Annotated in this window: 29 protein-coding genes; 18 read left to right on the top strand and 11 right to left on the bottom strand. The window is 66.3% G+C overall.

The genetic code is table 11. The features are described 5' to 3' along the window. Nucleotides 1-8 precede the first annotated feature (8 nt). From rpsP to ABCN56_RS16295, 5 genes are all read right to left on the bottom strand, one after another. A complete protein-coding gene (gene rpsP / locus ABCN56_RS16315) occupies nucleotides 9-374 on the bottom strand; it encodes a 30S ribosomal protein S16 (RefSeq protein ID WP_343081882.1) in 366 nt (121 codons plus the stop codon). 40 nt (nucleotides 375-414) lie between these two features. Continuing rightward, the gene (locus ABCN56_RS16310; RefSeq protein ID WP_343081881.1) at nucleotides 415-711 is read right to left on the bottom strand and encodes a chorismate mutase; all 297 of its coding nucleotides are present in this window, start codon (nucleotides 709-711) and stop codon (nucleotides 415-417) included. Then, nucleotides 711-1,232 (bottom strand): GNAT family N-acetyltransferase, encoded by a 522-nt coding sequence (locus tag ABCN56_RS16305; RefSeq protein WP_343081880.1) that lies wholly within the window; start codon nucleotides 1,230-1,232, stop codon nucleotides 711-713. The genes ABCN56_RS16310 and ABCN56_RS16305 overlap by 1 nt, the downstream gene beginning before the upstream one ends. Then, on the bottom strand, nucleotides 1,229-2,737 hold the full coding sequence (ffh, locus tag ABCN56_RS16300) for a signal recognition particle protein (RefSeq protein WP_343081879.1): 1,509 nt from the start codon (nucleotides 2,735-2,737) through the stop codon (nucleotides 1,229-1,231). The genes ABCN56_RS16305 and ffh overlap by 4 nt, the downstream gene beginning before the upstream one ends. Nucleotides 2,738-2,961: 224 nt before the next feature. After that, nucleotides 2,962-3,552 (bottom strand): FMN-dependent NADH-azoreductase, encoded by a 591-nt coding sequence (locus ABCN56_RS16295; RefSeq protein ID WP_343081878.1) that lies wholly within the window; start codon nucleotides 3,550-3,552, stop codon nucleotides 2,962-2,964. 102 nt (nucleotides 3,553-3,654) lie between these two features. On the opposite strand from ABCN56_RS16295, the gene ABCN56_RS16290 reads away from it, so the two are divergent. The 3 genes from ABCN56_RS16290 (at nucleotide 3,655) to ABCN56_RS16280 (ending at nucleotide 6,007) form a co-directional block, all read left to right on the top strand. Next, nucleotides 3,655-4,539, top strand: a complete 885-nt coding sequence (locus ABCN56_RS16290; RefSeq protein WP_343081877.1) for a LysR family transcriptional regulator — start codon at nucleotides 3,655-3,657, stop codon at nucleotides 4,537-4,539. A 2-nt stretch (nucleotides 4,540-4,541) separates the two neighbouring features. Beyond that, on the top strand, nucleotides 4,542-5,438 hold the full coding sequence (locus ABCN56_RS16285) for a DMT family transporter (protein WP_343081876.1): 897 nt from the start codon (nucleotides 4,542-4,544) through the stop codon (nucleotides 5,436-5,438). Between the two features lie 65 nt (nucleotides 5,439-5,503). Continuing rightward, nucleotides 5,504-6,007 (top strand): ClbS/DfsB family four-helix bundle protein, encoded by a 504-nt coding sequence (locus ABCN56_RS16280; protein ID WP_343081875.1) that lies wholly within the window; start codon nucleotides 5,504-5,506, stop codon nucleotides 6,005-6,007. A 9-nt stretch (nucleotides 6,008-6,016) separates the two neighbouring features. On the opposite strand, the gene ABCN56_RS16275 is transcribed toward ABCN56_RS16280, so the two are convergent. After that, nucleotides 6,017-6,400: an ArsR/SmtB family transcription factor gene (locus tag ABCN56_RS16275; protein ID WP_343081874.1), complete on the bottom strand. Its 384-nt coding sequence runs from the start codon at nucleotides 6,398-6,400 to the stop codon at nucleotides 6,017-6,019. 228 nt (nucleotides 6,401-6,628) lie between these two features. Here ABCN56_RS16275 and ABCN56_RS16270 point away from each other — a divergent pair, with 228 nt between their 5' ends. The 5 genes from ABCN56_RS16270 (at nucleotide 6,629) to ABCN56_RS16250 (ending at nucleotide 9,251) form a co-directional block, all read left to right on the top strand. Then, the gene (locus ABCN56_RS16270) at nucleotides 6,629-6,958 is read left to right on the top strand and encodes an AtpZ/AtpI family protein (protein ID WP_343081873.1); all 330 of its coding nucleotides are present in this window, start codon (nucleotides 6,629-6,631) and stop codon (nucleotides 6,956-6,958) included. Between the two features lie 44 nt (nucleotides 6,959-7,002). After that, nucleotides 7,003-7,731, top strand: a complete 729-nt coding sequence (locus ABCN56_RS16265) for a F0F1 ATP synthase subunit A (protein WP_343081977.1) — start codon at nucleotides 7,003-7,005, stop codon at nucleotides 7,729-7,731. A gap of 48 nt (nucleotides 7,732-7,779) precedes the next feature. After that, a complete protein-coding gene (locus tag ABCN56_RS16260; protein ID WP_009157477.1) occupies nucleotides 7,780-8,016 on the top strand; it encodes a F0F1 ATP synthase subunit C in 237 nt (78 codons plus the stop codon). Nucleotides 8,017-8,095: 79 nt separating this feature from the next. After that, nucleotides 8,096-8,692: a F0F1 ATP synthase subunit B' gene (locus ABCN56_RS16255; protein ID WP_343081872.1), complete on the top strand. Its 597-nt coding sequence runs from the start codon at nucleotides 8,096-8,098 to the stop codon at nucleotides 8,690-8,692. A 4-nt stretch (nucleotides 8,693-8,696) separates the two neighbouring features. After that, nucleotides 8,697-9,251, top strand: coding sequence for a F0F1 ATP synthase subunit B (locus tag ABCN56_RS16250; protein ID WP_343081871.1), 555 nt, complete (start codon nucleotides 8,697-8,699; stop codon nucleotides 9,249-9,251). Between the two features lie 67 nt (nucleotides 9,252-9,318). Here ABCN56_RS16250 and ABCN56_RS16245 read toward each other — a convergent pair whose 3' ends face one another. The 3 genes from ABCN56_RS16245 to ABCN56_RS16235 all read right to left on the bottom strand — a co-directional run bounded on the left by ABCN56_RS16245 (nucleotide 9,319) and on the right by ABCN56_RS16235 (nucleotide 11,792). Next, nucleotides 9,319-10,089 carry an FCD domain-containing protein gene (locus ABCN56_RS16245; protein ID WP_343081870.1) on the bottom strand — a complete coding sequence of 257 codons (771 nt, stop codon included), beginning with the start codon at nucleotides 10,087-10,089 and terminating at the stop codon, nucleotides 9,319-9,321. 103 nt (nucleotides 10,090-10,192) lie between these two features. Continuing rightward, nucleotides 10,193-10,834: a YiaD family glycine zipper/OmpA-like lipoprotein gene (locus tag ABCN56_RS16240; protein WP_343081869.1), complete on the bottom strand. Its 642-nt coding sequence runs from the start codon at nucleotides 10,832-10,834 to the stop codon at nucleotides 10,193-10,195. 106 nt (nucleotides 10,835-10,940) lie between these two features. Beyond that, the gene (locus tag ABCN56_RS16235) at nucleotides 10,941-11,792 is read right to left on the bottom strand and encodes a methylated-DNA--[protein]-cysteine S-methyltransferase (protein ID WP_343081868.1); all 852 of its coding nucleotides are present in this window, start codon (nucleotides 11,790-11,792) and stop codon (nucleotides 10,941-10,943) included. A 139-nt stretch (nucleotides 11,793-11,931) separates the two neighbouring features. Here ABCN56_RS16235 and nth point away from each other — a divergent pair, with 139 nt between their 5' ends. Both nth and ABCN56_RS16225 read left to right on the top strand, forming a co-directional pair. Continuing rightward, nucleotides 11,932-12,576, top strand: a complete 645-nt coding sequence (gene nth / locus ABCN56_RS16230) for an endonuclease III (RefSeq protein WP_343081867.1) — start codon at nucleotides 11,932-11,934, stop codon at nucleotides 12,574-12,576. Continuing rightward, nucleotides 12,573-13,565 (top strand): adenosine kinase, encoded by a 993-nt coding sequence (locus ABCN56_RS16225; RefSeq protein ID WP_343081866.1) that lies wholly within the window; start codon nucleotides 12,573-12,575, stop codon nucleotides 13,563-13,565. The genes nth and ABCN56_RS16225 overlap by 4 nt, the downstream gene beginning before the upstream one ends. Before the next feature lie 84 nt (nucleotides 13,566-13,649). On the opposite strand, the gene ABCN56_RS16220 is transcribed toward ABCN56_RS16225, so the two are convergent. Beyond that, complete coding sequence (locus tag ABCN56_RS16220) at nucleotides 13,650-14,468, bottom strand: sulfotransferase family protein (protein WP_343081865.1); 819 nt, start codon at nucleotides 14,466-14,468, stop codon at nucleotides 13,650-13,652. A gap of 148 nt (nucleotides 14,469-14,616) precedes the next feature. Here ABCN56_RS16220 and ABCN56_RS16215 point away from each other — a divergent pair, with 148 nt between their 5' ends. The 5 genes from ABCN56_RS16215 (at nucleotide 14,617) to ABCN56_RS16195 (ending at nucleotide 20,900) form a co-directional block, all read left to right on the top strand. After that, a complete protein-coding gene (locus ABCN56_RS16215) occupies nucleotides 14,617-16,191 on the top strand; it encodes a DUF5928 domain-containing protein (RefSeq protein WP_343081864.1) in 1,575 nt (524 codons plus the stop codon). Nucleotides 16,192-16,199: 8 nt separating this feature from the next. Continuing rightward, nucleotides 16,200-16,583, top strand: coding sequence for a histidine triad nucleotide-binding protein (locus tag ABCN56_RS16210; RefSeq protein WP_343081863.1), 384 nt, complete (start codon nucleotides 16,200-16,202; stop codon nucleotides 16,581-16,583). 93 nt (nucleotides 16,584-16,676) lie between these two features. Beyond that, nucleotides 16,677-16,859 carry a zinc-finger domain-containing protein gene (locus tag ABCN56_RS16205; protein ID WP_343081862.1) on the top strand — a complete coding sequence of 61 codons (183 nt, stop codon included), beginning with the start codon at nucleotides 16,677-16,679 and terminating at the stop codon, nucleotides 16,857-16,859. Nucleotides 16,860-17,127: 268 nt separating this feature from the next. Then, the gene (polA, locus tag ABCN56_RS16200; RefSeq protein ID WP_343081861.1) at nucleotides 17,128-19,935 is read left to right on the top strand and encodes a DNA polymerase I; all 2,808 of its coding nucleotides are present in this window, start codon (nucleotides 17,128-17,130) and stop codon (nucleotides 19,933-19,935) included. A gap of 53 nt (nucleotides 19,936-19,988) precedes the next feature. Continuing rightward, nucleotides 19,989-20,900 carry a cation diffusion facilitator family transporter gene (locus ABCN56_RS16195; protein WP_343081860.1) on the top strand — a complete coding sequence of 304 codons (912 nt, stop codon included), beginning with the start codon at nucleotides 19,989-19,991 and terminating at the stop codon, nucleotides 20,898-20,900. Between the two features lie 152 nt (nucleotides 20,901-21,052). On the opposite strand, the gene ABCN56_RS16190 is transcribed toward ABCN56_RS16195, so the two are convergent. Further along, nucleotides 21,053-21,628 carry a DUF1285 domain-containing protein gene (locus tag ABCN56_RS16190; protein WP_425466114.1) on the bottom strand — a complete coding sequence of 192 codons (576 nt, stop codon included), beginning with the start codon at nucleotides 21,626-21,628 and terminating at the stop codon, nucleotides 21,053-21,055. An 84-nt stretch (nucleotides 21,629-21,712) separates the two neighbouring features. Between ABCN56_RS16190 and ABCN56_RS16185 the strand changes: the two genes are divergently transcribed. Genes ABCN56_RS16185 through ABCN56_RS16175 form a run of 3 tightly spaced genes read left to right on the top strand, consistent with a single transcriptional unit; the run spans nucleotide 21,713 to nucleotide 26,396 of the window. Next, complete coding sequence (locus ABCN56_RS16185; protein WP_343081858.1) at nucleotides 21,713-22,738, top strand: AAA family ATPase; 1,026 nt, start codon at nucleotides 21,713-21,715, stop codon at nucleotides 22,736-22,738. Further along, nucleotides 22,735-23,622 carry a DUF58 domain-containing protein gene (locus ABCN56_RS16180; RefSeq protein WP_343081857.1) on the top strand — a complete coding sequence of 296 codons (888 nt, stop codon included), beginning with the start codon at nucleotides 22,735-22,737 and terminating at the stop codon, nucleotides 23,620-23,622. Before ABCN56_RS16185 ends, ABCN56_RS16180 begins: the two co-directional genes overlap by 4 nt. Further along, the gene (locus tag ABCN56_RS16175) at nucleotides 23,622-26,396 is read left to right on the top strand and encodes a DUF4159 domain-containing protein (RefSeq protein ID WP_343081856.1); all 2,775 of its coding nucleotides are present in this window, start codon (nucleotides 23,622-23,624) and stop codon (nucleotides 26,394-26,396) included. Before ABCN56_RS16180 ends, ABCN56_RS16175 begins: the two co-directional genes overlap by 1 nt. The last annotated feature ends 2 nt before the right edge of the window (nucleotides 26,397-26,398 follow it).

The raw sequence follows: 26,398 nt of genomic DNA, 5'->3' as shown, positions 1-26,398 counted from the left end.
ATCCGGCCTTATTCGGCCGAAGCCTCTTCCGTGGGCGCGGCGGCCTTGGCGGCCTTTTCCTCGGCGCGCTTCTTCGCCTTCGCGCCCGGCTCGGCCTTCTTCATGTTCTTGCGCTCGGTCTTCGCCTTGACGCCAGCGGCTTCGAGGAAGCGGGCGATCCGGTCGGTCGGCTGCGCGCCGCGGTCGAGCCAGTGCTGCACACGCTCCATGTTCATCTTGACGCGCTCTTCGCTGTCTTTCGGCAGGAGCGGGTTGTAGGTGCCGAGCTTCTCGAGGAAGCGGCCGTCGCGCGGCATGCGCGAGTCGGTCGCGACGATCGAGTAGTGCGGGCGCTTCTTCGAGCCCCCACGGGCGAGGCGGATCTTCATAGCCATGTCGGTTCTCCTTGGTTTGGCTGTTTCCGGCCGGGGCCGGTCATTTCTGCAGTTTCTCGTGGTGCCTGATCACTTCGGAAATGACGAAGTTCAGGAATTTCTTGGCGAATTCGGGGTCGAGGTCGGCCTCTTCGGCCAGCCGCTCGAGCCGCGCGATCTGGTGGGCCTCCCGCGCCGGGTCCGAAGGGGGCAGGGCGTATTCGGCCTTCAGCTTTCCCACGGCCTTCGTGTGCTTGAACCGTTCGGCGAGCGTGTAGACCAGGATCGCGTCGAGCCGGTCGATCGAGGCGCGATGCTCCTTCAACAGGTTCGCGGCGAGGGCGACGGCGTCGGTCATCAGACGGCCTCCGGTTCCGGGTGGCGGTAGACGTGAATATTCTGGCCGTCGTGATCCTCGGTGCGCTCGATCGTGGCGCCGAGGCGCCGGGCCAGCGCGTTCGATCGGTCGTTGTCCTCGTGAACGAGGCTGATGAGCGGCCCCATTCCCCAAGCCTGCGACGCATGGGCCCTCGCGGCCAGCGCCGCCTCGTGGGCATAGCCCTTGCCTTCGAAGCCGTCGAAGAGGTGCCAGGCGAGTTCAGGTTCCGGCCAGCCGGCTGGATAGATCACTCCGACGCGGCCGACGAAGGTTTCGTCGGCCTTTCGGTCAACGGACCACAAGCCGTAGCCGCGCAGCGCCCAATGACCGATCCCGGCCGCGAGGATGCGCCACGCGCCGAATTCGTCGGTCTTGCCGCCGATGAATTTCGTCCGCTCGCTCTGGCCGAAGGCCCGGATCGCCGCAAGGTCGCTTTCGGCGGGGCCGCGCAGCCGCAGGCGTTCCGTTTCCAGAACGGGGATGTCGAACGGCAGGGTCACTTTTTCTTCCCGAAGCCGCCAAGTCCCGACAGCCCGCCGGGAAGGTTAAGCCCGCCGGGGGCGCGTCCGAGGCCGCCGAGGCCGCCGGGGAGTTTCCCCTGCATCGCCTTCGCGGCTTCTTCCAGTTCGCGCGGGTCCATCTTCGACGGGTCGGGCATGCCGCCCTTGCCGAACATGCCCTTCATCGCCTGCTTGAGCATGCCGCCCTTGCCCATCTTCTTCATCATGTCCGCCATCTGACGGTGCATCTTCAGAAGCTTGTTCAGTTCGGACACCTCGAGCCCCGCGCCCGCAGCCACCCGCTTCTTGCGGCTGGCCTGCATCAGGTCGGGGTTGGCGCGTTCCTTCTTGGTCATGGAATTGATGAGCGCGATCTGGCGCCTCAGCATCGTGTCGTCGAGGCCCGCATCCTGCGCCTGGCGCGACATCTTCGCCATGCCGGGCATCATTCCCATGATGCCTTCCATGCCGCCCATCTTCAGCATCTGATCGAGCTGCATCTTCAGGTCGTTCATGTTGAACTGACCCTTGGCGAAGCGCTTGGCCATGCGCTCGGCCTGCTCCGCCTCGATCGTCGCCTGCGCCTTCTCGACGAGCGCGACGATGTCGCCCATGCCGAGGATGCGGCCCGCGATGCGCTCCGGCTCGAAGGTTTCGAGCGCGTCCATCTTCTCGCCAAGGCCGACGAAGCGGATCGGCTTGCCGGTCACGGCGCGCATCGACAGCGCCGCGCCGCCGCGGCCGTCGCCGTCCATCCGGGTGAGAACCACGCCGGTGATGCCGACCTTGCCGTCGAATTCGGTGGCAACGTTGACTGCGTCCTGACCGGTCAGGCCGTCGACGACCAGAAGCGTCTCGCGCGGCTTCGCCACGTCGCGGACGGCCTGGACCTCGTCCATGAGAACTTCGTCGATGTGCAGACGGCCCGCAGTGTCGAGCATGTAGACGTCATACCCGCCGAGCGTCGCCTGCTGCTTGGCCCGCTTGGCGATCTGAACGGCGCTTTCGCCCTTCACGATCGGCAGCGTGTCGACCCCGATCTGGGTGCCGAGGATCTGCAGCTGCTCCATCGCCGCCGGGCGGTTCGTGTCGAGCGACGCCATCAGGACGCGCTTGCCGTTCCGGTCCTTGAGGCGCTTGGCGAGCTTCGCCGTCGTCGTGGTCTTGCCCGAGCCCTGAAGGCCGACCATCAGGATCGGCGCGGGCGGGTTGTCGATCTTCAGCGCGCCGGGATCGCCCTCGCCCTTGAGGACGTCGATCAGCGCGTCGTGCACGAACTTGACGACCTGCTGGCCCGGCGTGACCGATTTCGTCACCGCCTGGCCGGTGGCCTTGTCCTGCACCGCCTTCACGAAGTCGCGCGCGACCGGAAGCGAGACGTCCGCCTCCAGAAGCGCCACGCGAACTTCGCGCAGCGCGGTCGCGACGTCGGCTTCGGACAGCGCGCCCTGTTTCGTCAGCCGTTCAAAGACGCCAGACAGGCGTTCCGACAGATTTTCGAACATCCCCTGGCCTCCTTCGACCGGTTGCGTACATGCCGGATGTAGTCACCGGCGCTCCAAACACCAACGGCACCAGTGGGCGCAACGCGCTGACTGGTGTCGATCCCCGCACAATGGCGATGGGACCGGAAGCTTTGAGGCCTCCGGGAATTGAGGGGCCGTTTAGGCTGGAAAGGGGCTGCGAGTCAAGCGGGCCCTTCCGCGGGGCCCGCCGATCTCGCATGAACTCAGGCGGCGAGCTTCTCGACGGCGGCTTCCGCCGCCTTGAGCGTCTCCTCGGGGTTGAAGACCATCGCGTCGGCGGCGATGAATTCGACTTCCGTTATGCCGAAGAAGCCCAGCATGTGCCGGATATACCCCGACGCGAAATCGATGTCCGAGCCGATCTTGGTGCCGTCCGAGGCCATCGCCACGATCGCGCGCTTCCCGGTCAAAAGGCCGACCGGCCCCTTGTCCGTGTAGACGAAGGTCTCGCCCTTGCGCGCCAGATGGTCGATCCAGCTTTTCAGCTGCGCCGGCACGCCGAAATTGTAGACGGGCATGCCGATCACCAGGATATCGGCGGCCTTCACCTCGGCGAGAAAGGCGTCGGAGTATGCGGCGATCCTCGCCTGCTCAGGTGTCCGCTTTTCGGCCGGAGTGAACACCGCCCCGATCCAGTTTCCGTCGATCTGGGGCACGCCCTCCGACAGGTCGCGGACGGTCACCGTGGCGCCGGGATGCGTCGCTTGCAGCCGCCCGATGATGCGGTCGGTGAGCGTGCGGGAAACGGAGCCTTCGCTCTTGATGGATGCGTCGATGCGCAGGATGCTGGTCATGTCAGTAGCTCCTTTGAGTGGGTACCGGTCAGACTTTGTGCCTTGCGCGAATGAACACAATTCAGATAATCGCACTCAAATTGTTAGCTGGCGCACAGAAGCATGCCTCTGAGCAACTGGGACGAAGTACGCACTGCCTACCAGGTGGCGCGTGTCGGCACCGTGTCCGGCGCGGCCGAGGTGCTTGGCGTGCACCACGCCACTGTCATCCGCCACGTGGACGCACTTGAGGAACGGCTTGGCGTCAAGCTTTTCCAGCGGCACGCGCGCGGATACACCCCGACCGAGGCGGGGCGCGAGCTTCTGACCGTCGCGCAGGCGACCGACGACCAGTTCTCACAACTCGCCGCGCGCCTTTCCGGCGCGGGCAGCGCGATGAAGGGCGAACTCATCGTCACGTCGCTGCCGGGGCTTTCGGTCCTCGTCACCCCGACGCTCGCGCGCCTTCAGGCCGCGCATCCGGACCTGACGGTGCGCTACGTCACCGACACCCGGCTGTTCCGGCTCGAATACGGCGAGGCGCATGTCGCCATCCGCGCCGGCGCGAAGCCGCAGGAGCCCGACAACGTGGTCCAGCCGCTCGCCGAGTTCCGGGTGGCGCTTTACGCTTCGCATGCCTACGCCGATACCCACGGCCTCCCGCAGTCCGAGGGCGATCTTGCCGGCCACAGGTTCATCGCGAGCGAAAGCGAGGAGGCCCGCGCGCCCTTCTACCGCTGGCTCACCGGGCGCGTGTCGTCGGACCGGATCGTGTTCCGCTCGAACGACGCCGAGGCGCGGGCCGATGCCGTCGCTGCGGGCGTGGGGCTGGGTTTCCTGCCGGTCCTGCCGCCCCGCACGGACCTGATCGAGGTTCTTCCGCCGCGCGCCGAATGGGCCTCGATGCTCTGGCTCGTCACCCATGTGGACCTGCACCGCACGCCGAAGGTGCAGGCGTTTCTCACCGCGCTCAAGGAAGACGCGCGCGCCACCTGCGACGGGGGATAGGATTGGGCGCCCTTTCCCAGCCCGCGCGCGGGCATCTCGCGATGCTTCTCTTCTCTGCCCTCGTCGCGGGGTCGTTCTCGCTCGGCACGATGGCGGCGAACCTGATCGCGCCAGCCGCGCTCACCGCAATCCGGTTCTGGATCGCGGCGGCAATCATCGGCTCGGTGGCTCTCGCCACCAAGGGCATCCGCCGGGGCGATTTCGCCGCGCCCTGGCGCTATCTCGCGCTGGGCGGGACCTTCGGGGTCTACTTCGTCCTGATGTTCGAAGGGCTGAAGACCGCGCCGGCGGTCTCAGCCGCCGCGGTGTTCACGCTGACGCCAGTCATGGCCGCAGGCTTCGCCTGGCTGCTCCTGCGCCAGATGATGACGCCGCGAATGGCTCTTGCGCTTGCCGTCGGCGCGAGCGGCGCGCTCTGGGTGATCTTCCGCGCCGACCTCGCGGCGCTGCTGCGGTTCGAGGTCGGGCGTGGAGAGGTCATCTATTTCTTCGGCTGCGTCGCACACGCGGTCTACACGCCGCTGGTCCGGCGGCTGAACCGGGGCGAGTCCCCCGTCGTCTTCACCTTCGGAATGCTGGTCGCGGGCGGCGTCATCCTCACCGCATATGGCTGGGGCGATCTCGCCGCGACGGAGTGGGCGGAGTTGCCCCTGATCGTCTGGATCACGCTTCTCTACATATCCATCTTCGCGAGCGCGGCGACCTTCGTCATCCTGCAGTACGCGACGCTGAGACTCCCCTCGGCCAAGGTCATGGCCTATACCTATCTCACGCCATCCTGGGTCATCGTCTGGGAAATCGCCCTCGGCAAGGGCGCGCCCGGCGGGCTCGTCCTGGGCGGCATCGGGCTGACGGTCATCGCGCTCCTGATGCTCCTGAAGAACGACACGCCCGCTTGACCGGGATCAATGCAGGTGGCACCGCTTGTGCACACCCTGAGGCGACGACGCGAACGGAGGGCGCGATGGCGGCCCAGACCAAGCAAGAGCTTCTGGCCCTCACGAAGTCCGAATACCGGAAACTCCGCGACCTGATCGCCGGAATCCCGGAAACCGTGGCTGCCGAGACGGGCGACGACGGCATATCCATCAAGGACACGATCGCGCAGCGGGCGCATTGGGTCGAATTGCTTCTGAAGTGGTACGAGGACGGCAAGGCGGGGCGGGTCGTCCACAAACCGGCCGCTGGCCACAAGTGGACGGACCTCAAGACCTACAACGCCAAGGTCCGCAAGGATTCACGCGCGCGCGGCTGGGACGAGGTCAAGGCGGAGCTCGAGGCGGCGCATGAGCGTCTCGTCACGCTTGTCACGGAAAGCGAGGAATCCGCCCTCTACGGAAAGAGGCTCTACGACTGGATGGAGGACTGGACGCTCGGCCGCTGGGCCGAGGCGACGGGAGCGAGCCATTACCGGTCGGCGCGCAAGGCGATCCGGCAGATCCTGAAGGAACACTCGGGCGCGGCCTAGTCCGGCGCGTCACGTTTCCGGCAGGGAATCTTCGCCCAGGAGCATCGGAAGATCGCCGTCCTCGGTCAGCTCCGCCTCCAGGAACCGTTCGAAGGCGTCGTAGTCCAGCCCCTCGAACTGGCCGAAACCCTGCATCCAGACCGAAGCCACGCGCATCGCGTCAGGTTCGAGCTTGCACCACTTGACCCGCCCGCGCCGTTCCTGGCTGATCAGGCCTGCATCGGCGAGGACGGAGAGGTGTTTCGAAATCGCCGCCAGCGAGATGTCGAAGGGCTCGGCTACGTCCGTCACCGCCATGTCGTCTTCAAGAAGCATGACGAGGATCGTCCGCCGCGTCGGGTCGGCGAGGGCGGCGAAGATCGCGTCGAGCGCGGGATCCTGGGGCGTATCCATGCGTACTCTCTGCGCCCGGACGGAAAAATCGTCAACCTGTCGGTTGAATATCGAAAACCGGGGCCCGAGGGCCGCGCGGCAAAGGAAATCGCTCCCGCTCGAGTTCGAGAGAATATGAAATTTACTTGTTATCAGATACTTGACGCGAATCTTGCGTCGGCAGACGCGCCTTGACTCATGCCCCTAGCGGTTCTAACAACCCGTCGACTGTCCAAGGGGGCGTTCCGGATGGCCGAAGAACCCGATCAAGAGCGTCTGAAGGCGCTTGAAGAACGGATCGCGGAGGCCAAGCGGGCGCAGCAGCCGAAGCCCCCGAAGGACGAGCACTACACTGCGGCCAGCCAGGGCTGGCGCATGGTTATCGAGCTGGTTTCGGGTCTCGGGATCGGCTTTGGCATCGGGTACGGGCTCGACACGGTCTTCGGGACCATGCCGTTCCTGCTGGTGCTGTTCACATTGCTGGGCTTCGCGGCCGGGGTGAAGACGATGCTTCGCACCGCCTCCGAATTCCAGGGCGGAAGAGAAACGGGGCAGGGCCCCGGCGACGAGAGGGACTGAACGTGGCGACTGAAGCTGAAGCCGAAGGCCTGGTGTTCCACCCGATGGACCAGTTCATCGTGAAGCCGCTTTTCGGCGGTGACGCGATTTCCTGGTACACGCCGACCAACGCGACGCTCTGGATGGCTGTCGCGGCTGTCGCGGTCATCCTGCTCTTCGTGATCGGCACGCGTGGCCGCGCGATCATCCCGTCGCGGATCCAGTCGGTTGCGGAACTCGCCTACGGCTTCATCCACAAGATGGTCGAGGATGTCGCGGGCAAGGACGGCCTCAAGTTCTTCCCCTACATCTTCACGCTTTTCCTCTTCATCGTCTTCTCGAACTTCCTCGGCCTCCTGCCGAAGGCGTTCACGCCCACCTCGCACATCGCGGTTACGGCGATCCTGGCGGTTGGCGTGTTCCTGACGGTGACGATCGTCGGCTTCGTCAAGAACGGCGTTCACTTCCTGGGGCTCTTCTGGGTCTCCTCGGCGCCGCTGCCGCTGCGCCCGATCCTCGCGGTCATCGAAGTCATTTCGTACTTCGTGCGTCCGGTCAGCCACTCGATCCGACTTGCCGGCAACATGATGGCCGGCCACGCGGTGATCAAGGTGTTCGCGGCCTTCGCGCCCCTGGTCCTCTTCTCGGGCATCGGCATCGCCGTGACCCCGCTCTCGATCGTCGCGATCACCGCGATGTACGGGCTCGAAATCCTCGTGGCCTTCATCCAGGCCTACGTCTTTACCATCCTGACCTGCGTCTACCTCAAGGATGCGCTGCATCCGCACCACTGAGGTCGGGAACCGAAATCTCAGCCAATTCCAAATCAAGGAGTGACGAATATGGAAGGCGATATCGTTCAGATGGGTGCTTACATCGGTGCCGGCCTTGCCTGCATGGGCATGGGTGGGGCTGCCGTCGGTGTGGGCAACGTTGCCGGCAACTTCCTGTCGGGCGCCCTGCGCAACCCGTCCGCCGCGGCCGGCCAGACCGCTACCCTCTTCATCGGCATCGCCTTTGCCGAAGCGCTCGGGATCTTCTCGTTCCTCGTCGCGCTTCTGCTGATGTTCGCCGTCTGATCCCAGCAAGGCATTCCTTGCGCGTGGGTGGGGGCCTTTCGGCGCCCACCCTGGGTTTTAAACGGCCGAGGTGACCGACATGGCAACTGAAACCGAAGCGGCGGCGGAACACGCCACTGAAGCGGCGGGGGCGGCAGGAGAAGCCGTGACCCATGCCGCCGAGGCTGCCGGGCACGCGGCGGAATCCGCCGGCATGCCGCAACTCGACTTCGCGACCTTCCCGAACCAGATCTTCTGGCTGGTGGTGACGCTTGTCGTCATCTACTTCGTGCTGTCGCGCATCGCGCTCCCCCGCATCGCCGGCGTTCTCGCCGAGCGGCAGAGCACGATCACCAACGACATCGCGGCGGCGGAAGAGCTGAAGCTGAAGGCCGAGGAGGCCGAGAAGGCCTACAACCAGGCGATCGCCGACGCTCGCACCGAGGCCCAGAAGATCGTGGCCGAGGCGCGTGCAGCCATCCAGGCCGACCTCGATGCGGCGACGGCCAAGGCCGATGCCGAGATCGCGGCGCGGTCCGCCGAGTCCGAGGCCCGGATCACGGAGATCCGCGCCGGTGCGGTCGAAGCCGTGGGCGCCGTTGCGCGCGATACGGCGGCGGCCCTGGTCGCGGCGCTTGGTGGCAAGGTAGACGAGAAAGCCGTTGACGCGGCGGTCTCGGCGCGGATGAAAGGTTGAGACGATGAAGAAGCTCTCCCTCCTCCTCGTCCTCGCGGCGACCCCGGCGGCGGCGGCCACTGGCCCCTTCTTCTCGCTGCGCAACACCGACTTTGTGGTGACGCTCGCGTTCCTGCTTTTCGTCGCGGTGCTGTTCTATTTCAAGGTGCCTTCGCTTCTTGGCGGGCTCCTCGACAAGCGTGCGAGCGCGATCAAGTCGGAACTGGACGAAGCGCGCAGCATCCGCGAAGAGGCGCAGACGCTCCTGGCCTCCTACGAGCGCAAGCACAAGGAAGTCCAGGAACTCGCCGACAAGATCGTCGAGACGGCGAAGCGCGAAGCGACCGATGCGGCCGAGCAGGCGAAAGCCGACCTCAAGGCCTCGATCGCGCGGCGTCTTGCCGCCGCGGAAGACCAGATCGCTTCGGCCGAGGCTGCGGCCGTCCGCGAAGTCCGCGACCGGGCGATCGCCGTGGCGACCCAGGCGGCTGGCGACGTTGTCGCCAAGCAACTCGGCGCCGCGGAGAAGGCTGCCCTGATCGAGGGTGCGATTTCCGAAGTCAGCGCCAAGCTGCACTGACGCGAAAGCGGTGAACTGAAAGAAACCAAGGACCCGGCCCCAGCGGCCGGGTCTTTGCTTTGAGGGATCAAAGTCGGCGGCGTTCCTGTTCGAACCTCAGGCGTGCAACGGATTCCTTCCGATCGGCCTTCTGCTGGGCGGCAAGCTCGTCCTCGATGTAGCTGAGATGCGCTTCGACCGCGGCACGGGCGGCAGCCGGATCCCGCGCCTGCAGCGCTTCATTTATCGCGCGGTGCTGATCCAGGAGCGTGCTGCGCGTCGTGCGGACGCGGAACAGCATCTGACGGTTATAGAAGACGCCGTGGCGCAGCATGTCGAACATCGACCGCATCATGTGCAGCATGACGACGTTGTGGCTGGCCTCGATGATTGCCATGTGGAATTCGGCATCGAGCCCGGATTCGACATCTGGGCTGCGCCGGGCATGGGCGGTTTCCATCTTCGCAAAGATCGCGCCTATGACCTGAAGGTCGGTATCGGAGGCGAATTTCGCCGCGCGCTCGGCGGCCAGCCCCTCCATGTCGCGGCGGAAGGAGAGATAATCGAACACGGCCTCGTCATGCCGGCTGAACAAGCGGATCAGCGCGGGCGAGAATGCGGAGCCCAGCACCTCCGCGACGAAGATCCCGGCACCTGCCCGGGTTGTCAGCAGGCCGGCCTCCTGCAGTTCTGCCACGGCTTCCCGCAACGAGGGGCGCGACACGCCAAAGCGTTCGGACAGCTCCCTCTCAGAGGGCAGGCGTTCGCCCGGGCGCAAAATGCCCTGGAGAATGAGCTGCTCGATCTGGCGCACTACGGCCTGAGAGAGTTTTTCGGATTCGACCTTCTGGAACGGCATTTCTTCCACCAAAACTGGCCAAGATTTATGACCACGATCCCGTGATTACAACGAAAAAGGCCGGGCGTGCGCCCGGCCTTCGTGTTTTGGGCCCGATCTGTCGTCAGGCGTTGGGACGGATGATGATCTCCACACGCCGGTTGAGGGTCCGGCCCTCGGGCGTCAGGTTCGAAGCCACCGGCTGGCTTTCGCCGCGACCGTAGGTGACGATCCGGCCGCCGGAGACGCCGCCGTTGCGCAGGATGGCGCCGACCGCGGCGGCGCGACGTTCCGACAGGTCCTGGTTATACGCGGCCGAGCCAGTGTTGTCCGTGTGGCCAACGATTTCGATGGTGCTGTTCGGATACTGGTTCAGGTTGTCCGCAAGTGCGTAGAGATCGCCACGCAGGTCGGACCGCACGGCGGCGCTGTCCGTCGCGAAGAGGATCCCCTCGGGCATGGTCACGATCAGTTCGCGGCCGGTGTTCTGGATGCGGACCTGGTCATTGCTGATATCGCGCTCAAGGTCGCGACGCTGGCGGTCGAGCTGGGTGCCGATGGCGCCGCCGATCGCGCCGCCGATGATCGCACCCGCTGCCGTCTTGGCCAGCCGGTCATCGTCGCTCTGCGCGCCGATCAGGCCGCCGATGACGGCACCGGCGACGGCGCCGGATTGTGCGTTCGAGGGCTGACCCGAGCCGTAGGTGTCGGTGCAGGCCGAAAGGGCGAGCGCGCCGGTAAGGACGACGGGAATTGCGATTCTCATGTTCTGCCTCATGCGTAGTTGGTTCCGCCTTGGAACTCGGGCGCAACCTTGTCGCTTGGGCCGTGATATTCAATAACAGCTGCAAAAGTCAGCAGGTTTCCGCCCATCAGGCGGCGCCGCTGTCCGCGCGGGCGGCCTCCCAGGCGAGCATCGCGCGCTTGACGGGCAGGCCCCAGTGATACCCGCCGAGCCCTCCCGACTTGCGCAGCGCACGGTGGCACGGAATCAGCCAGCTGACCGGGTTGCGGCCGACGGCAGTTCCGACCGCCCGGACGGCACGCGGGCTTCCGATGGACTGCGCGATCTCGGAATAGGTCGTGACATGCCCGGAAGGGACGGACAGAAGCGCTTCCCAGACCTTGATCTGGAACGGCGCCCCGATCAGGTGCAGCTTCGCCTCCCCCTTCTGGCTGAAGGCCGCCTCGACCCAGGGCGCAATCGCTGCGGGATCTTCGACATAGTCCGCCGCCGGCCAGCGCGCGCGAAGGTCCGCCATCGCCTCTTCCCTCCCGGATTCGGCCGTGAACGCGAGCCCGCAGAGGCCACGTTCCGTCCCCATCGCCAGCGCCTCGCCAAAGGGCGAGGGGAAGAGACCCCAGCGGATCGTCAGGCCCTCGCCGGCACGGGCGAAATCGCCGGGGCTCATCGCCTCCCAGCGCAGGAAGAGGTCATGGAGGCGCCCGCTTCCGGAAAGGCCCGCCTCCAGCGCCGTGTCGAGCACGGTGAAGCGTTCGGCCAGCAGGCGGCGGGCGAGGTCCAGTGTCAGGTATTGCTGATACCGCTTGGGCGAGACGCCGACCCAGCGCGAGAAGACCCGCTGGAAATGCGCCGGGCTCATCCTGAGCCGCGCCGCGAGGTCGTCTAGCGACAGCGAAGGCCCCTCGCTGTCGATGATCTCCAGCGCGCGGGCAATGACGTTGTAGTGGTAGCGCGGATCGTCGTTCGGCGTTTCGGACATCTCGGTTCTCCTCGCGCAGACCCTAGGCGAGGCGCCGACCCCGCGCGACCCGAAACTTGCGCGAAGCAATCCCGCCGGATCCGGCCGCTGGTCAATCGGGCGCTTGCCGCTGGTGCCCCGACCGGGCATATCAGCACGCATGGCCAAGCAGCTCGACTACAGCACGATGACGGAGATCTTCCGCCGCTTCCAAGAGGCGGAGGCGGAGCCGAAGGGCGAGCTCGAACATGTCAACGCCTTCACCCTTCTCGTGGCCGTCGCGCTGTCTGCTCAGGCCACCGATGCCGGTGTGAACAAGGCGACGCGCGCCTTGTTCAAGAAGGCCGACACGCCCGAGAAGATGCTCGATCTCGGCGAGGAGCAGCTGATCGAGCACATCAAGACCATCGGTCTCTTCCGCCAGAAGGCGAAGAACGTGATGAAGCTGTCGCGGATTCTCGTCGACAAGTATGACGGCAAGGTGCCCTCGTCCCGCGCGGCGCTGATGACGCTGCCCGGTGTCGGACGGAAGACGGCGAACGTCGTTCTCAACATGTGGTTCCGACACCCGGCGCAGGCGGTGGACACGCATATCTTCCGGGTCGGCAATCGCACCGGGATCGCCGTCGGCAAGGACGTCGAGGCGGTGGAAAGGGCGATCGAGGACAACGTGCCGGTCGAGTACCAGCTTCACGCCCATCACTGGCTGATCCTGCACGGCCGTTACATCTGCGTCGCGCGCAAGCCGAAATGCGGCGCCTGCATCATCCGCGACCTCTGCCTCTACGAGGAGAAGACCCAGTGACGAAACGCTACCAGGTCGTCGGCATCGGCAACGCCATCGTCGACGTGCTGAGCCAGACCGACGACCATTTCCTCGATCACATGGGGATCGAGAAGGGGATCATGCAGCTCATCGAGCGCGAGCGGGCCGAAACGCTCTACGGCGCGATGCGGCAGCGGACGGAGGCGCCGGGCGGTTCCGTCGCGAACACGCTTGCCGGGCTCGGCAACCTCGGGCTCAAGACCGCCTTCATCGGCCGCGTGCGCGATGACACGCTCGGGCGGTTCTACGCGAAGTCGCTGGAACTCGAAGGAACGGATTTCCCGAACGCACCGGTGCCGGATGGTTCGCTGCCGACTTCGCGCAGCATGATCTTCGTCACGCCCGACGGCGAGCGTTCGATGAACACCTATCTCGGGATCTCCGCCGATCTGGGACCCGAGGACGTCGCCGAAGACGTGGCCGGGGACGCGGAATTCCTGTTCCTCGAAGGGTATCTATTCGACAAGGACAAGGGGAAGGAGGCCTTTCTCAAGGCCGCGCGCGCCTGCCACAAGGGCGGCGGCAAGGCCGGGATCGCGCTGTCGGATCCGTTCTGCGTGGACCGCCACCGGGCGGACTTCCGGCGGCTCGTCCGGGACGAGATGGATTACGTGATCGGCAACCAGCACGAATGGATGTCGCTGTACGAGACCGACAACCTCTCGCTCGCGCTGACTCAGGCCCAGGCGGAATGTTCGGTCGTCGTCTGCACCCGCTCGGGCGAGGACGTGGTCCTGATCCGCGACGGCGAAAGGGCCGAGGTGCCGGTGCACAGGGTCGTTCCAGTCGATGCGACGGGGGCGGGTGACCAGTTCGCCGCAGGCTTCCTCTACGGGTTGGCGACGGGGCTGAACCTGAAGACGGCCGGCCACATGGGCACGATCGCGGCCTCGGAAGTCATCAGCCATTTCGGCGCGCGGCCGGAGGGCGACGTGAAGGCGCTGTTCCGGGGGCAGGGACTGATCTGAGGCTCAGCGCAGTTCCTGCCGGATGACGATCTTCAGGGCCGGTCAGAACCTCACATCGGTCGAGCCGAGCGGCAGCGTGGCAGATCACTCGCCAAGCTTCGCGTGAACCTCCTCGAGGTCGATCTCTCCCAACGGCATCTTGTTGGCCGGGTTTTCGAAGTCGTAGCGGAAGAGCTGGAAGTCGCGCTTGTAGATTTCCCAGACGAGGTGCATCGACAGGTCGTCGAAATAGTCCTCCACCGGATGCGCGCGCTTCGGGCCGTGGCCTTCGCTTTCGTTGAAGCGCGGGACCTTCGCGAGATCGACCTTCACCGGCGTTTCGATCCGGTCCAGGACGTGTTGCATCCCCTCGTTGAACTTCTCGGTGAAGACGATGTGGTCGTAGCGGCCGCCGTTCACGATGAAGGTGGACACATGCCCCGACATCGCGGACCAGTGAATGTCCGGCTCCATCGGGCGGCGCCAGCGGATCGTGTCGCGCGCGAAGAGCAGGAAGCGGCGGAAGGACGCGATCTGGTCGAAATCGTCCTTGCCTTCGGGCCCGCCGACCTCGACCCCATATTTCTGCATGATCTGAGGCACGAGATTCCCGCGGTAGCGTTTGCCGTTCCGCTGGATGCCGCAGATCTTGTCGAAGAACGACGACAGGATGCGCGTATAGGGGTTGCGCACGCAGGTGAAGGCATAGGACCTGTGCGCCTTCACGTTGGCCTCGATCAGAGGCTGGCTTTCCTCCTGCGACCACTTGTGCAACCCGGACGTCGAGTCGTGGATATCGCCGTCGAAGAAGCGGCCGTGGTCCGAATAAAACATGATCTGCCCGATCGTGGAGCAGGCGCATTTCGGGACGACGCGATAGACGACGCTCTCGCTTTCGGTCATCCAGGTGCCGGGAAAACCCATATCCTCATACCTCTTTCGGCCGCGTCATTCGCTGCTACGCGCGGCGCACTAATTCCTGACTAAAGATCAAAGAACCCCTGTCTTTTCAATGTCCGATCACGCTATCAAGCGGGGCGACCCGAAATCACTCGCGTAACCGACTGCGGACATGGCCAAGATCGCCTTCATACTCCTGTGCCACAAGGATCCGGAAGGGATCATCCGGCAGGCCGAACGCCTGACCGCCGCCGGCGACGCGATCGCGATTCACTTCGACGGACGGGCCAAGAGCGCCGACTACGAACGCATCCGCGCGGCGCTTAAGGGCAACCCGGCGGTCACGTTCGCAAAGCGACGCGTCAAATGCGGCTGGGGCGAATGGAGCCTCGTCGCCGCGACGCTGAGTGCGCTGAAGTCGGCGGTTGACGCGTTCCCCGATGCCACGCATTTCTACATGCTGTCGGGCGACTGCATGCCGGTGAAGTCGGCCGAATACGCGCACGGGTTCCTAGACGCCGAGGATGTGGACTACATCGAGAGCGTCGATTTCTTCGGTTCCGACTGGATCAAGACCGGCATCAAGGAAGAGCGGCTGGTCTACCGGCACTTCTTCAACGAGCGCACGCAGAAACGGCTCTTCTACACCGCTTTCGAACTCCAGCGCCGCCTTGGCCTGAGGCGCGAGATCCCGGCCGACCTGCAGATGATGATCGGCTCGCAATGGTGGTGCCTGAGGCGGCGCACGGTCGAGTGGGTTCTGGATTTCTGCCGTCGGCGCAAGGACGTGATGCGTTTCTTCCGCACGACCTGGATCCCGGACGAGACGTTCTTTCAGACGATCGTCCGCCATCTCGTGCCCGAGACCGAGATCCGCAGCCGCACGCCCACCTTCCTGATGTTCACCGACTACGGAATGCCGTTGACCTTCTACAACGATCACTATGACCTGCTGCTTGGCCAGGACTATCTTTTCGCCCGCAAGATCAGCCCCGATGCGACGGAGTTGAAGCGGCGCCTCGCGGAGCTTTGGGCCTCGGAGGGCGCCGGGTTCGAGATTTCGGACGAGGGCCGCAGTCTTTTCCGCTTCCTCTCGGGCAGGGGCCGTATCGGCCGGCGCTTCGGTTTGCGCGCGTGGGAGGCGGAATCCACCCTCGGCGCCGGGCGCGAGCTTCTGATGGTCGCGTGCAAGAAATGGCACGTGGCCAAGCGGCTCGTGGAACGGGTGCGGGCGCACACCGATATCCCCGCCGTCGAGTATGTCTTCAACGAAGCGGATACTCCGATGCCCGATCTCGGCGGTATCGAATCGTCGATCGAAAAGCGCGGGCGCCATCGCCGGTCCTTCCTCAGGATGCTCTTCGAGCATTACGGCTCGGACCGCCTGGTGATCTGCGTCGACCCGTCCGAGTTCGATCTGATCCGCGACCTCTCCTCCGACCGGGCGCGCACGAGTCTTCTGGAGATCGTCTGCGACTTCAGCGACGACTACCTGACCGGTCACGCCCGCCGCGTCGGCCTCGCGGGGGAGAAGACGCCGCGGGAAGTGCTGGACCGGCTCCTGCCGACGATCCGCCGTGACATCGCCTTCGAAAGCGAGAGAATGCGGGACGCCGATCTGCCTCGCCACATCCGGATCGGGAGTGATGCGTCGGCGGACGAAACCGCCGCCGCGCTGGCGCGTTTCCTCGACGTGCCGATCGAAACCGCGCGCCACCTCGCCGCCGACCACCTTTATTCAGATTGAGGGAAGCCATGGCCTATACCTACGATGACCAGAACATATTCGCCCGCATCCTCCGCGGCGAGATCCCGAACGACACCGTTCTTGAAACCGAGCATACATTGGCGTTCCGCGACATCCGCCCGCAGGCGCCCGTCCATGTCCTCGTCATCCCGAAGGGCCGCTATGTCTGCTTCGACGATTTCTGCCTGAACGCGAGTGTGGATGAGATCGCGGATTTCCACCGCACCGCCGGCGAGGTCTGCCGCATGCTCGACATCCAGCCTGGCGAGGGCGGCGCGGGATACCGGACGATTTCCAACGCCGGCGCGAACGGCGTGCAGGAGGTGCCGCACTATCATCTCCACATCCTTGGCGGGCGGATGCTCGGCCGGATGCTGCAAAGGGCGGATTGACGCGCTGCCCGCCTTGTCCGCGCGCCGCAGATCGCTATCATGCGGCGCCGGAAAATGCCGCGCCGCCGCGCGGCCAGGAAATGGACCAGACGCATGACCATCGAAGCCCCGGAAACCGAGATCGTGAGCCAGTGGAAAGTCGCCTGCGACGGCGGCGAGGGGGCGCTTGGCCACCCCCGCGTCTGGCTCGTGATTCCGCATGAGACGGGCTTCGTCGAATGCCCCTACTGCGACAAGAAATACGTGCATCAGGCATTCGCCGAAAAGGCGAAGTGACAGGCCGCCTCAGCGCGGGCCACGACTGCGGCGGGCCGCGATAGCGCCCAGCATGGCCCCGACCTGAGCCCGCAAGAAGACGACCGCCGTCGTGTGGGCGCCTGTGCCTTGGCTCATGCGGGAGGCGCAGCCTGCCGCGATCCCGACGAACCCGCCCAACGGAAGTCCCGAGGCGCCACGCAAGACGTCCCCAAGGTCTCGCTGCAAGGGTGGAACAGCCGCGGCGATCATGCGATGAGTGTCCTGCGCAGAAAGAGGGGAGGATCCCATGGCCTTCGGCAAGGGTTGCCATCTGCATCTGATCGACGGCTCGGCCTTCATCTTCCGCGCCTACCACGCGCTGCCTCCGCTGACCCGGAAATCCGACGGCCTTCCGGTCGGCGCGGTCGCGGGTTTCTGCAACATGCTCTTCAAATACGTGGAAGGCATGAATGGCGGTGACGCGCCGACCCATGCGGCGGTGATCTTCGACTATTCCTCGAAGACCTTCCGCAACGACATCTACCCCGAATACAAGGCCAACCGCCCCGAACCGCCCGAGGACCTGCGCCCGCAGTTTCCCCTGACCCGGGACGCGACGCGCGCGTTCAACATCGCCTGCATCGAGCTTGACCAGTACGAGGCCGACGACATCATCGCGACGCTTTCGCGCCAGGCGGTCGAGGCGGGCGGAACCGTCACGATCATCTCCTCCGACAAGGACCTGATGCAGCTCATCGGGAACGGCGTGGAAATGCTCGACGCGATGAAGAACAAGCGCATCGGCGTCGAGGAGGTCGAGGAGAAGTTCGGGGTCAAGCCCGACCGGGTCGTCGATGTGCAGGCGCTGGCCGGCGACAGCGTCGACAACGTTCCCGGCGCTCCGGGTATCGGCGTCAAGACCGCGGCGCTGCTCATCAACGAATACGGCGATCTCGAAACGCTTCTGGACCGCGCGGGCGAGATCAAGCAGCAGAAGCGCCGTGAGACCCTCATCGAGAACGCCGAGCAGATCCGAATCTCGAAGCGGCTCGTGACGCTCGACCAGAACACGCCCCTGGACTTCACGCTCGACGAACTCGAGGTGAGGGAGCCCGATCCCGAGGAGCTTCTGGGCTTCCTCGCCAGGATGGAGTTCCGCACGCTCACCAAGCGCATTGCGGACAAGATGGGAGTCGAGGCGCCGGCGATCCTCGACACGACGCCCGAAGGCGCGGAGCCCGCAGCGGTCAAGACCGCCGAAAAGGCCGTTCCCTTCGACCACTCCACCTACGAATGCGTCCGCGACGCCCAGGCGCTGGCCCGCTGGATCGACCAGATCCGGGAACGCGGCTACGTCGCCGTGGACACGGAAACGACGAGCCTGGACGAGATGCGGGCAGAGCTTGTCGGCATCTCCCTCTGCGTGGAACCGGGGCAGGCCTGCTACATCCCGCTCGGCCACCGCGAGGGCGGCGGCGATCTTTTCGCCTCGGACAAGCTGGCCGAGGGCCAGATGCCGATGGACGAGGCGCTGGCGCTTCTGAAGCCCGTTCTGGAGGACGATGCCGTTCTCAAGATCGGTCAGAACATGAAGTATGACGCGAAGATCTTCTCGCGGAACGGCATCGACATCGCCCCGATCGACGACACGATGCTGATGAGCTACGCGATGAACTCCGGCCTGCACGGCCACGGCATGGACCTCTTGTCGGAGCGCTATCTCGGGCACAACCCGATCCCGATCAAGGACCTGCTCGGGTCGGGCAAGTCGGCGCTGACCTTCGACCGCGTGCCGATTGACGAGGCCGTGAAATACGCGGCGGAGGACGCCGACATCACGCTTCGTCTCTGGCGTCTCTTCAAGCCGCAGCTTCCGGCGGCACAGGTGACGACCGTCTACGAAACGCTCGAACGCCCGATGGTCGCGGTGCTCGCCCGGATGGAGATGGACGGGGTCAAGGTGGACCGGGACACGCTGTCGCGCATGTCGAATGCCTTCGCGCAGAAGATGGCGGCGCTGGAGGACGAGATCCACACGCTCGCGGGCGAGAAGTTCAACGTCGGAAGCCCAAAGCAGCTGGGAGAGATCCTCTTCGACAAGATGAGCCTGCCGGGCGGGTCCAAGGGCAAGACCGGGGCCTACGCGACCGGCGCGGATGTGCTGGAGGATCTGGCGGCCGAAGGTCACGACCTGCCCGCGCGGGTGCTGGACTGGCGGCAGCTGTCGAAGCTCAAGTCGACCTACACGGACGCCCTGCAGGAGCATATCCACCCCGAGACGGGACGCGTGCACACGTCCTACGTGATTTCGGGCGCGGCCACCGGCCGCCTCGCCTCGACCGACCCGAACCTTCAGAACATCCCCGTCCGCACCGAGGAAGGCCGGCGCATTCGGGAAGCCTTCGTGGCGGAGAAGGGCAACGTCCTCGTCTCGCTCGACTACAGCCAGATCGAGCTGCGCATCCTGGCCCATGTCGCGGGCATCCCCGCGCTGAGGGAGGCGTTCCGCGACGGCGTGGACATCCACTCGATGACCGCGAGCCAGATGTTCAACGTGCCTCTGGAAGAGATGACGCCGGAAATCCGCCGTCGGGCGAAGGCGATCAATTTCGGCGTGATCTACGGCATCTCGGGTTTCGGCCTTGCCCGGAACCTCCGGATCCCCCGCGCCGAGGCGCAGGCGTTCATCGATACCTATTTCGAGCGTTTCCCGGGCATCAAGGAATACATGGACGAGACCGTGGACTTCGCCAAGAAGCAAGGCTTCGTACAGACCCTGTTCGGGCGCAAGATCCACACGCCCGACATCAACGCGAAGGGGCCGACGGCAGGCTTCGCGAAGCGCGCCGCGATCAACGCGCCGATCCAGGGTGCTGCGGCCGACGTCATCCGCCGCGCGATGATCCGGATGCCGGAGGCGCTTTCCGGCCTGCCCGCGAAGATGCTTCTGCAGGTCCACGACGAACTTCTCTTCGAGGTGCAGGAAGACGCGGCGGAAAAGACCATCGTGCGCGTGCGCGAGGTGATGGAGAGCGCGGCGGAACCGGTGGTGAAGCTCGACGTGCCGCTGACGGTCGACGCGGGACAGGGCCGGAACTGGGCCGAGGCGCACTGACCTCGGCTTGACTTCGCCCTTGCCGGGACCAAGGTTGGCCTCAGAGGTGACGCATGCCGCATGACCATGGCCATCACGGCCATCATCATCTGGATTCCGATGCCGGCGACCGGCGGGTGGCGATCGCCGTAGCGGTCAATCTCGTCCTGACCTTCGCTCAGATCGTGGGGGGCCTGATCTCGGGCTCGGTCGCGCTGATCGCGGACGCCGTCCACAATTTCTCGGACGCGGTGTCGCTCATCGTCGCCTACGGCGCCCGCCGCATCGCGCGCCGTCCGGCCACGCCCGAAATGTCCTTCGGATATGGCCGCGCCGAGGTCGTGGCGGCGCTCGTGAACTACACGACGCTCATCATCATCGCCCTGTGGCTCGGGTTCGAGGCGGTGATGCGGCTCATCGATCCGCCGCCCGTCACCGGCTGGATCGTCGTCCTGCTCGCCGGGATCGCTCTGGTCATCGACCTCGTGACGGCCGCGCTGACCTGGCGGCTGTCGAAGGAAAGCGTGAACATCCGGGCGGCCTTCCTGCACAACCTCGCGGACGCCGGCTCCTCGGTGGCCGTCATCATCGGCGGCACGCTGATCCTTCTCTACGACTGGCGTCTCGTGGACCCGATCATCACGCTCCTGATCTCGGCCTACATTCTCTGGCATGCCGCGTCCGAAGTCGGGCCGGTCATTCGCGTCCTGATGCTCGCGGCGCCGGACGGCACGCGCGCGGCCGCGATCCGCGCGCGGATGGAGAAGGTCGAAGGGGTGGAGGACGTGCACCACCTTCACCTCTGGCAGATCGACGAGCGCCGCGCCTCGGTCGAGGCCCATATCGTCGTGGCGGAGGGGCACGAGGCCCCGACCGTCGTGGCCGATGTGAAGCGCGCGCTGGCCGGGGATTTCGGCCTGACCCATGTCACGCTGGAAACGGAAACCCGCGCCTCGGGCTGTTCCAGCGCCGCCTGCGCGGCCTGACGCTCAGCGCCGCAGCCAGCCGAGATCTTCCCGCGTCGCGCCTTCGGGATGGTATACGGCGCTGACCCAGACCTCGGCCTACGCCGCCGCGAAACGCTCCATCATCGGGAGTCCCGTGCAAAGAAGCGTCAGGTTCGCGGCGAAGCGCGGCATCAGCCGAGTTCCGACGACGGGATGATCGGGAAGAACATGCCGGAGGACCACAGGCCGAACCAGCTTTCGCCCTCGTGCATCTCGTGCGCGCCAAGCTCCACCAGGCGGTAGAAGGTCTTGCGGTCGATCAGCGCGTCGAGGTTCGCGCGCACGCGGACATAGGGCGAGGGCTCGCCCGTTTCCGGATCGCGGACAACGCGAATCGGGTGGTCTTGCCCCGCCACGACGACGTCCTCGACATTCGTCGTGAAGGTCACCTTCTGGTCCCGGCCCTCGCCTTCCGTCTCGGCGTCCACCGCGACGAAGGGCGCGTCCTGCACGCGAATGCGAACCTTTTCGACCGGCGTGACAAGGAAATAGTCGTCCCCGTCCTTGCGGATGATCGAGGAGAAGAGCTTCACCAGAGCATGCCGTCCGATCGGCGTTCCAAGGTAGAACCACGTGCCGTCGCGGCGGATCTCCATGTCGAGATCGCCGCAGAAGGGCGGGTTCCAAAGATGTACGGGCGGAGGCCCTTTCTTGCCTGCGGCCTTCGCGGCCGCTGCGAGGTTTTCTGCCGATGGTTTCACGATCATTTGTCCCGGCTCTGTTTTTGCCATTGGTGCCGCGGGGCTTATCTGACTTATGCTCGTGACTATAGCGAGGAAGGAGAGCTTGTCATGGCCGAGATCACCCCGGGCGCCGATGGCGCGGCACTTGTGGCGGAAATCGAGGCGCTGGGCGCGAAGCTCGCCGAGGCGAAGGAATCTATCAACCGCCGCTTCATCGGTCAGGAGCGGGTCGTCGAACTCACCCTCGCCGCGCTGCTCTGTGGCGGCCACGGTCTGCTCGTCGGTCTGCCGGGCCTCGGCAAGACGATGCTCGTCGATACGCTTTCGACGGTGATGGGGCTGAAGTCCAACCGCATCCAGTTCACGCCCGACCTCATGCCGGCTGACATTCTGGGCTCCGAGGTGCTCGAAACGGCCACCGACGGCAGCCGCGCCTTCCGCTTCATCGAGGGCCCGGTCTTCTGCCAGCTTCTGATGGCGGACGAAATCAACCGCGCCTCCCCGCGGACGCAGTCGGCGCTTCTGCAGGCGATGCAGGAACGCGAGGTGACGGTCGCGGGCGTGCACCGCCCTCTCGGCCGTCCCTTCCACGTGCTGGCCACCCAGAACCCGATCGAGCAGGAGGGCACCTATCCCCTTCCCGAGGCGCAGCTTGACCGTTTCCTGGTGCAGATCGATGTCGAGTATCCCGACCGCGGCACCGAGCGTGACATCCTTCTGGCCACGACGGGGGTCGAGGCCGCGACCTCGCACCAGGTCTTCACGGCCGAGGAGCTCATCGCCGCCCAGACCACCATCCGCCGGATGCCGGTGGGCGAGGGAGTCGTGGAACTGATCCTCGACCTCGTGCGTGCCTGCCGACCCGGAGAGGCGGAGGCGAGCGAGCGTGTCGCGCAGAACGTCAGCTGGGGCCCCGGTCCCCGCGCGGCGCAGGCGCTGATGCTGACAGTCCGGGCGCGCGCGCTTCTTGACGGCCGTCTGGCGCCCTCGGCCGAGGACGTCATGGCGCTGGCGCGGCCGGTTCTCACGCACCGCATGGCGCTTTCCTTCGCGGCGCGGGCACGCGGCGAAAGCCTGTCTTCGATCATCGATGTCGTGGCCGAATCCATCACCCGGGTCGAGGCCGCGGCATGAGCGAAGCCGCGCTCCGCCCCACCGGTCTCCGGCGGCGGGCCGAGGAGCTTGCCGCCGCGCTGCCGCCCTTGCTGGTGGCGGCGGAGCACCTCGCGGCGGCGGTGCAACTCGGCGAACACGGCCGGCGGCGCGCCGGGATGGGCGACGAGTTCTGGCAGTTCCGCCCTGCCCATGCGGGCGACGAGGCGCGCATGATCGACTGGCGCCGGTCCGCCCGGGCCGATGTTCATTTCGTGCGCGAAAAGGAATGGCAGGCGGCGCAGTCAGTGCAGATCTGGCTCGACGACGCGCGCTCGATGGAATTCACCGGCGCGAAGGACCGCCCGACGAAGGGCGACCGCGCCCGGCTTCTGGCGCTTGCGCTTTCGGTCCTGATGATCCGCGCGGGGGAGCGCGTGGGCCTTGCCGACGCCTCCGCCCCGCCGCGGCCCGGCGAAGTGCAGCTGATGCGTCTGGCCCAGACCTTCACCGCCCCGCCCGGCGAAGCGGATTTCGGCGCGCCGGTCGCCCGCGCGTTCCTGCCGCATGCCCGCGCCGTCTTCCTGTCGGATTTCCTCGGCGACCCGGCGCCCGTCGAGGCCGCGCTGACCGAGGCTGCGGACCGCGGCGTGAAGGGCGCGCTGGTGCAGATCCTCGATCCGGTCGAGGAGGCATTTCCCTTCGACGGCCGCACGATCTTCGAGAGCATGGCCGGAAGCCTGACCTACGAGACGCGCAAGGCCGGCGATCTCCGCGACCGCTACCTTCAACGCATCGCCGAACGGAAGGACCGGCTGGACCGCCTCGCTCGCGCGACGGGCTGGCTGTTCCTGTGTCACCACACCGGTGACAGCCCGCAATCGGCGCTTCTCTGGCTTTACCGCGCGCTGGAGCGCGTGCGCTGATGTTCGCGCTCGGTCCCATCGGGTTTGCCTCGCCCTGGCTCCTTCTGGGCCTCGTGGCGCTGCCGATCCTGTGGTTCCTCCTGCGCGCCGTCCCGCCCGCTCCGATCCGCCGCCGGTTCCCCGGTGTCGCGCTTCTTCTGGGTTTGAAGGACGAAGAGACCGAGGCCGAGCGGACGCCGTGGTGGCTCCTCCTCCTCCGCATGGCGGCGATCGCGGCGGCGATCATCGGCTTCGCGGGGCCGGTGCTCAACCCCGAGGATGCCGAGGCGGGCGATGGCCCGCTCCTCGTCCTGTTCGACGGAAGCTGGGCCGATGCGCGCGACTGGCAGCGGCGGCAGGACCGCGCGGCTTCGGCGCTGGCGGAGGCGGGCCGCAACGGGCGGCCGGTTGCGGTGCTTTCTCTCGCGGATCTGCCGCCCGAGGCGCCGGTGTTCCAGTCCGCCGAGGCGCAGGCCACCCGTCTGCCCGGGATTTCGCCCAAGCCCTGGGAACCCGACGCGGACGCGCTCGAAGCCTGGATCGGGGCGCTGGGCGACGCGCTGTTCGACACGGTCTGGATCTCCGACGGGCTTGCGCGCGATAGCCGCGCCGTATTGCTGGACGAACTGCGCGACCGGGGCGCGGTCACGGTCTTCGAAAGCGCCCGTGACGTCCGGGCGCTGCGGCCGGCCTCCTACGCCGATGGCAAGGTGAGCGTCGCGGCGCTCCGCGCCCGGGCGGAGGGCTCCGCGGAGGCCGAGGTGACGGCGCATGGCCTTGATCCCCTGGGTATCGAACGGGAACTCGCCCGTGTCCCGGCGGCTTTCGAACCCGGCGCGGTCGAGGCGGCGGCCGAGTTCGACCTGCCGCCGGAACTGAGGAACCGCGTGACCCGTTTCGAGATCGCGGGCGAAGCATCGGCCGGGGCCGTGGCGCTGGCCGACGACGCGCTGAAGCGGCGCGAGGTCGCGTTGATGGCGGGCGCGGCCGACCGCGAGGGGTTGGAGCTTCTCTCGCCCACGCACTACCTTTCCCGCGCGCTCGAACCGACGGCGGACCTGATCGAGGGCACGCTGGCCGACATTCTTCTCGCCGATCCGGACGTCATCGTCTTCGCGGATGTGGCCAAGGTCACGCAGGAGGAAACCGACGCGCTTCTCGAATGGATCGAGGAGGGCGGCCTTCTCGTCCGTTTCGCGGGCCCGCGGCTGGCGTCCTCTGACGTGGGCCGGCAGGGCGAGGACCCGCTGCTGCCGGTCCGCCTGCGCGTCGGCGGGCGTTCGGTCGGAGGCACGATGAGCTGGGGCGAGCCGAAATCGCTGGCCCCGTTCAGCGAGGATTCCCCCTTCTTCGGGCTGCCCGTCCCGGGTGACGTCGCCGTCAGCGCCCAGGTCATGGCGGAACCGGATCCGGAGCTTTCGTCCCGGACGATCGCCGCGCTCGCGGATGGCACGCCCCTCGTCACCCGCCGCGCGCTCGGACAGGGGCAAGTGGTGCTGTTCCACGTTTCGGCCAACGCCGAATGGTCCTCGCTCCCGCTCTCCGGGCTCTTCGTCCAGATGCTCGAGCGTCTCGCCGTCTCCACACGTCCCGCCACGCCTTCCGTCGAGGATCTGCGGGGCACGACCTGGGTCGCGGATCGCGTGCTCGACGGCTTCGGCACGCTCGAGGATGCCGGCGACCTGCCCGGCGTTCCGGGAGAGCGCATCGCGGAGGGGCATATCGGCCCGGATATCCCGCCCGGCCTCTATGCCGAGGGCGACCGGCGGATCGCGGTGAACACCATCGCGCCGGAACGGATCCTGATGCCGGCCAGCTGGCCAGAGGGCGTAAGGGTCGAGGGGCTCGCCGTCTTGCGTGAAATGGCGCTGAAAGGCTGGTTCCTCGGCGCGGCGCTCGCGCTTCTCCTCGCCGACATCATCGCCGCCCTCGCCGTTTCCGGGCGCCTGTCGGGGCCAAGACAGGGGATCGCGGCGCTTCTTCTCGTCGGGCTTCTCATGCCGATGGAAGCGCGGGCGCAGACCGAACCCGATTCCGCAGCGGCCTATGAAATGCAGGCGGCTTCGCAGGTGGCTCTTGCCCATGTCCTGACCGGGGACGCGGAACTCGACCGCGTTGCAGCGGCCGGACTCCGGGGGCTTTCGGACGTGCTGACCGCGCGCACCTCTGTCGAGCCGGGCGCGCCGATCGGCGTCGATCTGGAAACCGATGAGCTTTCCGTCCTGACCTTCCTCTACTGGCCGGTCACGCCTTCGCAGGCCGCGCCCTCGGCCCGCACCTACGCCAAGCTCAACCGCTTCCTGCGTTCGGGTGGCATGATCCTCTTCGACACGCGCGATGCCGACGTGACGGGCTTCGGCGCCGCTTCGGCGAATGGCCAGAAGCTCCAGGCGCTGGCCGCGCCGCTCGACGTCCCGCCGCTGGAGCCGATCCCGTCGGACCACGTGCTGACCCGGACCTTCTACCTTCTCCAGGATTTCCCCGGCCGCCATGTCGGCCGCGCGGTCTGGGCCGAGGCGGCGCCCCCCGATGCGGAACAGGCGGAGGGGATGCCCTTCCGGAACCTCAACGACGGCGTGACGCCGGTGGTGATCGGCGGCAACGACTGGGCTGCGGCCTGGGCAGTGGACGAACGCGGTCTTGCGATGTTCCCGGTCGGGCGGGGCCTCGCCGGCGAGCGGCAACGCGAGATCGCCTACCGCTTCGGCGTGAACCTCATCATGCATGTGCTGACCGGCAACTACAAATCCGACCAGGTCCACGTGCCCGCGCTTCTGGAACGGCTGGGGCAGTAACC

Source organism: Ostreiculturibacter nitratireducens (genome assembly GCF_032670585.1).
Lineage (GTDB): Bacteria > Pseudomonadota > Alphaproteobacteria > Rhodobacterales > Rhodobacteraceae > Ostreiculturibacter > Ostreiculturibacter nitratireducens.
The sequence above is the reverse complement of the archived record's forward strand: the minus strand, read 5'-3'. Positions and strand labels throughout refer to the sequence as shown.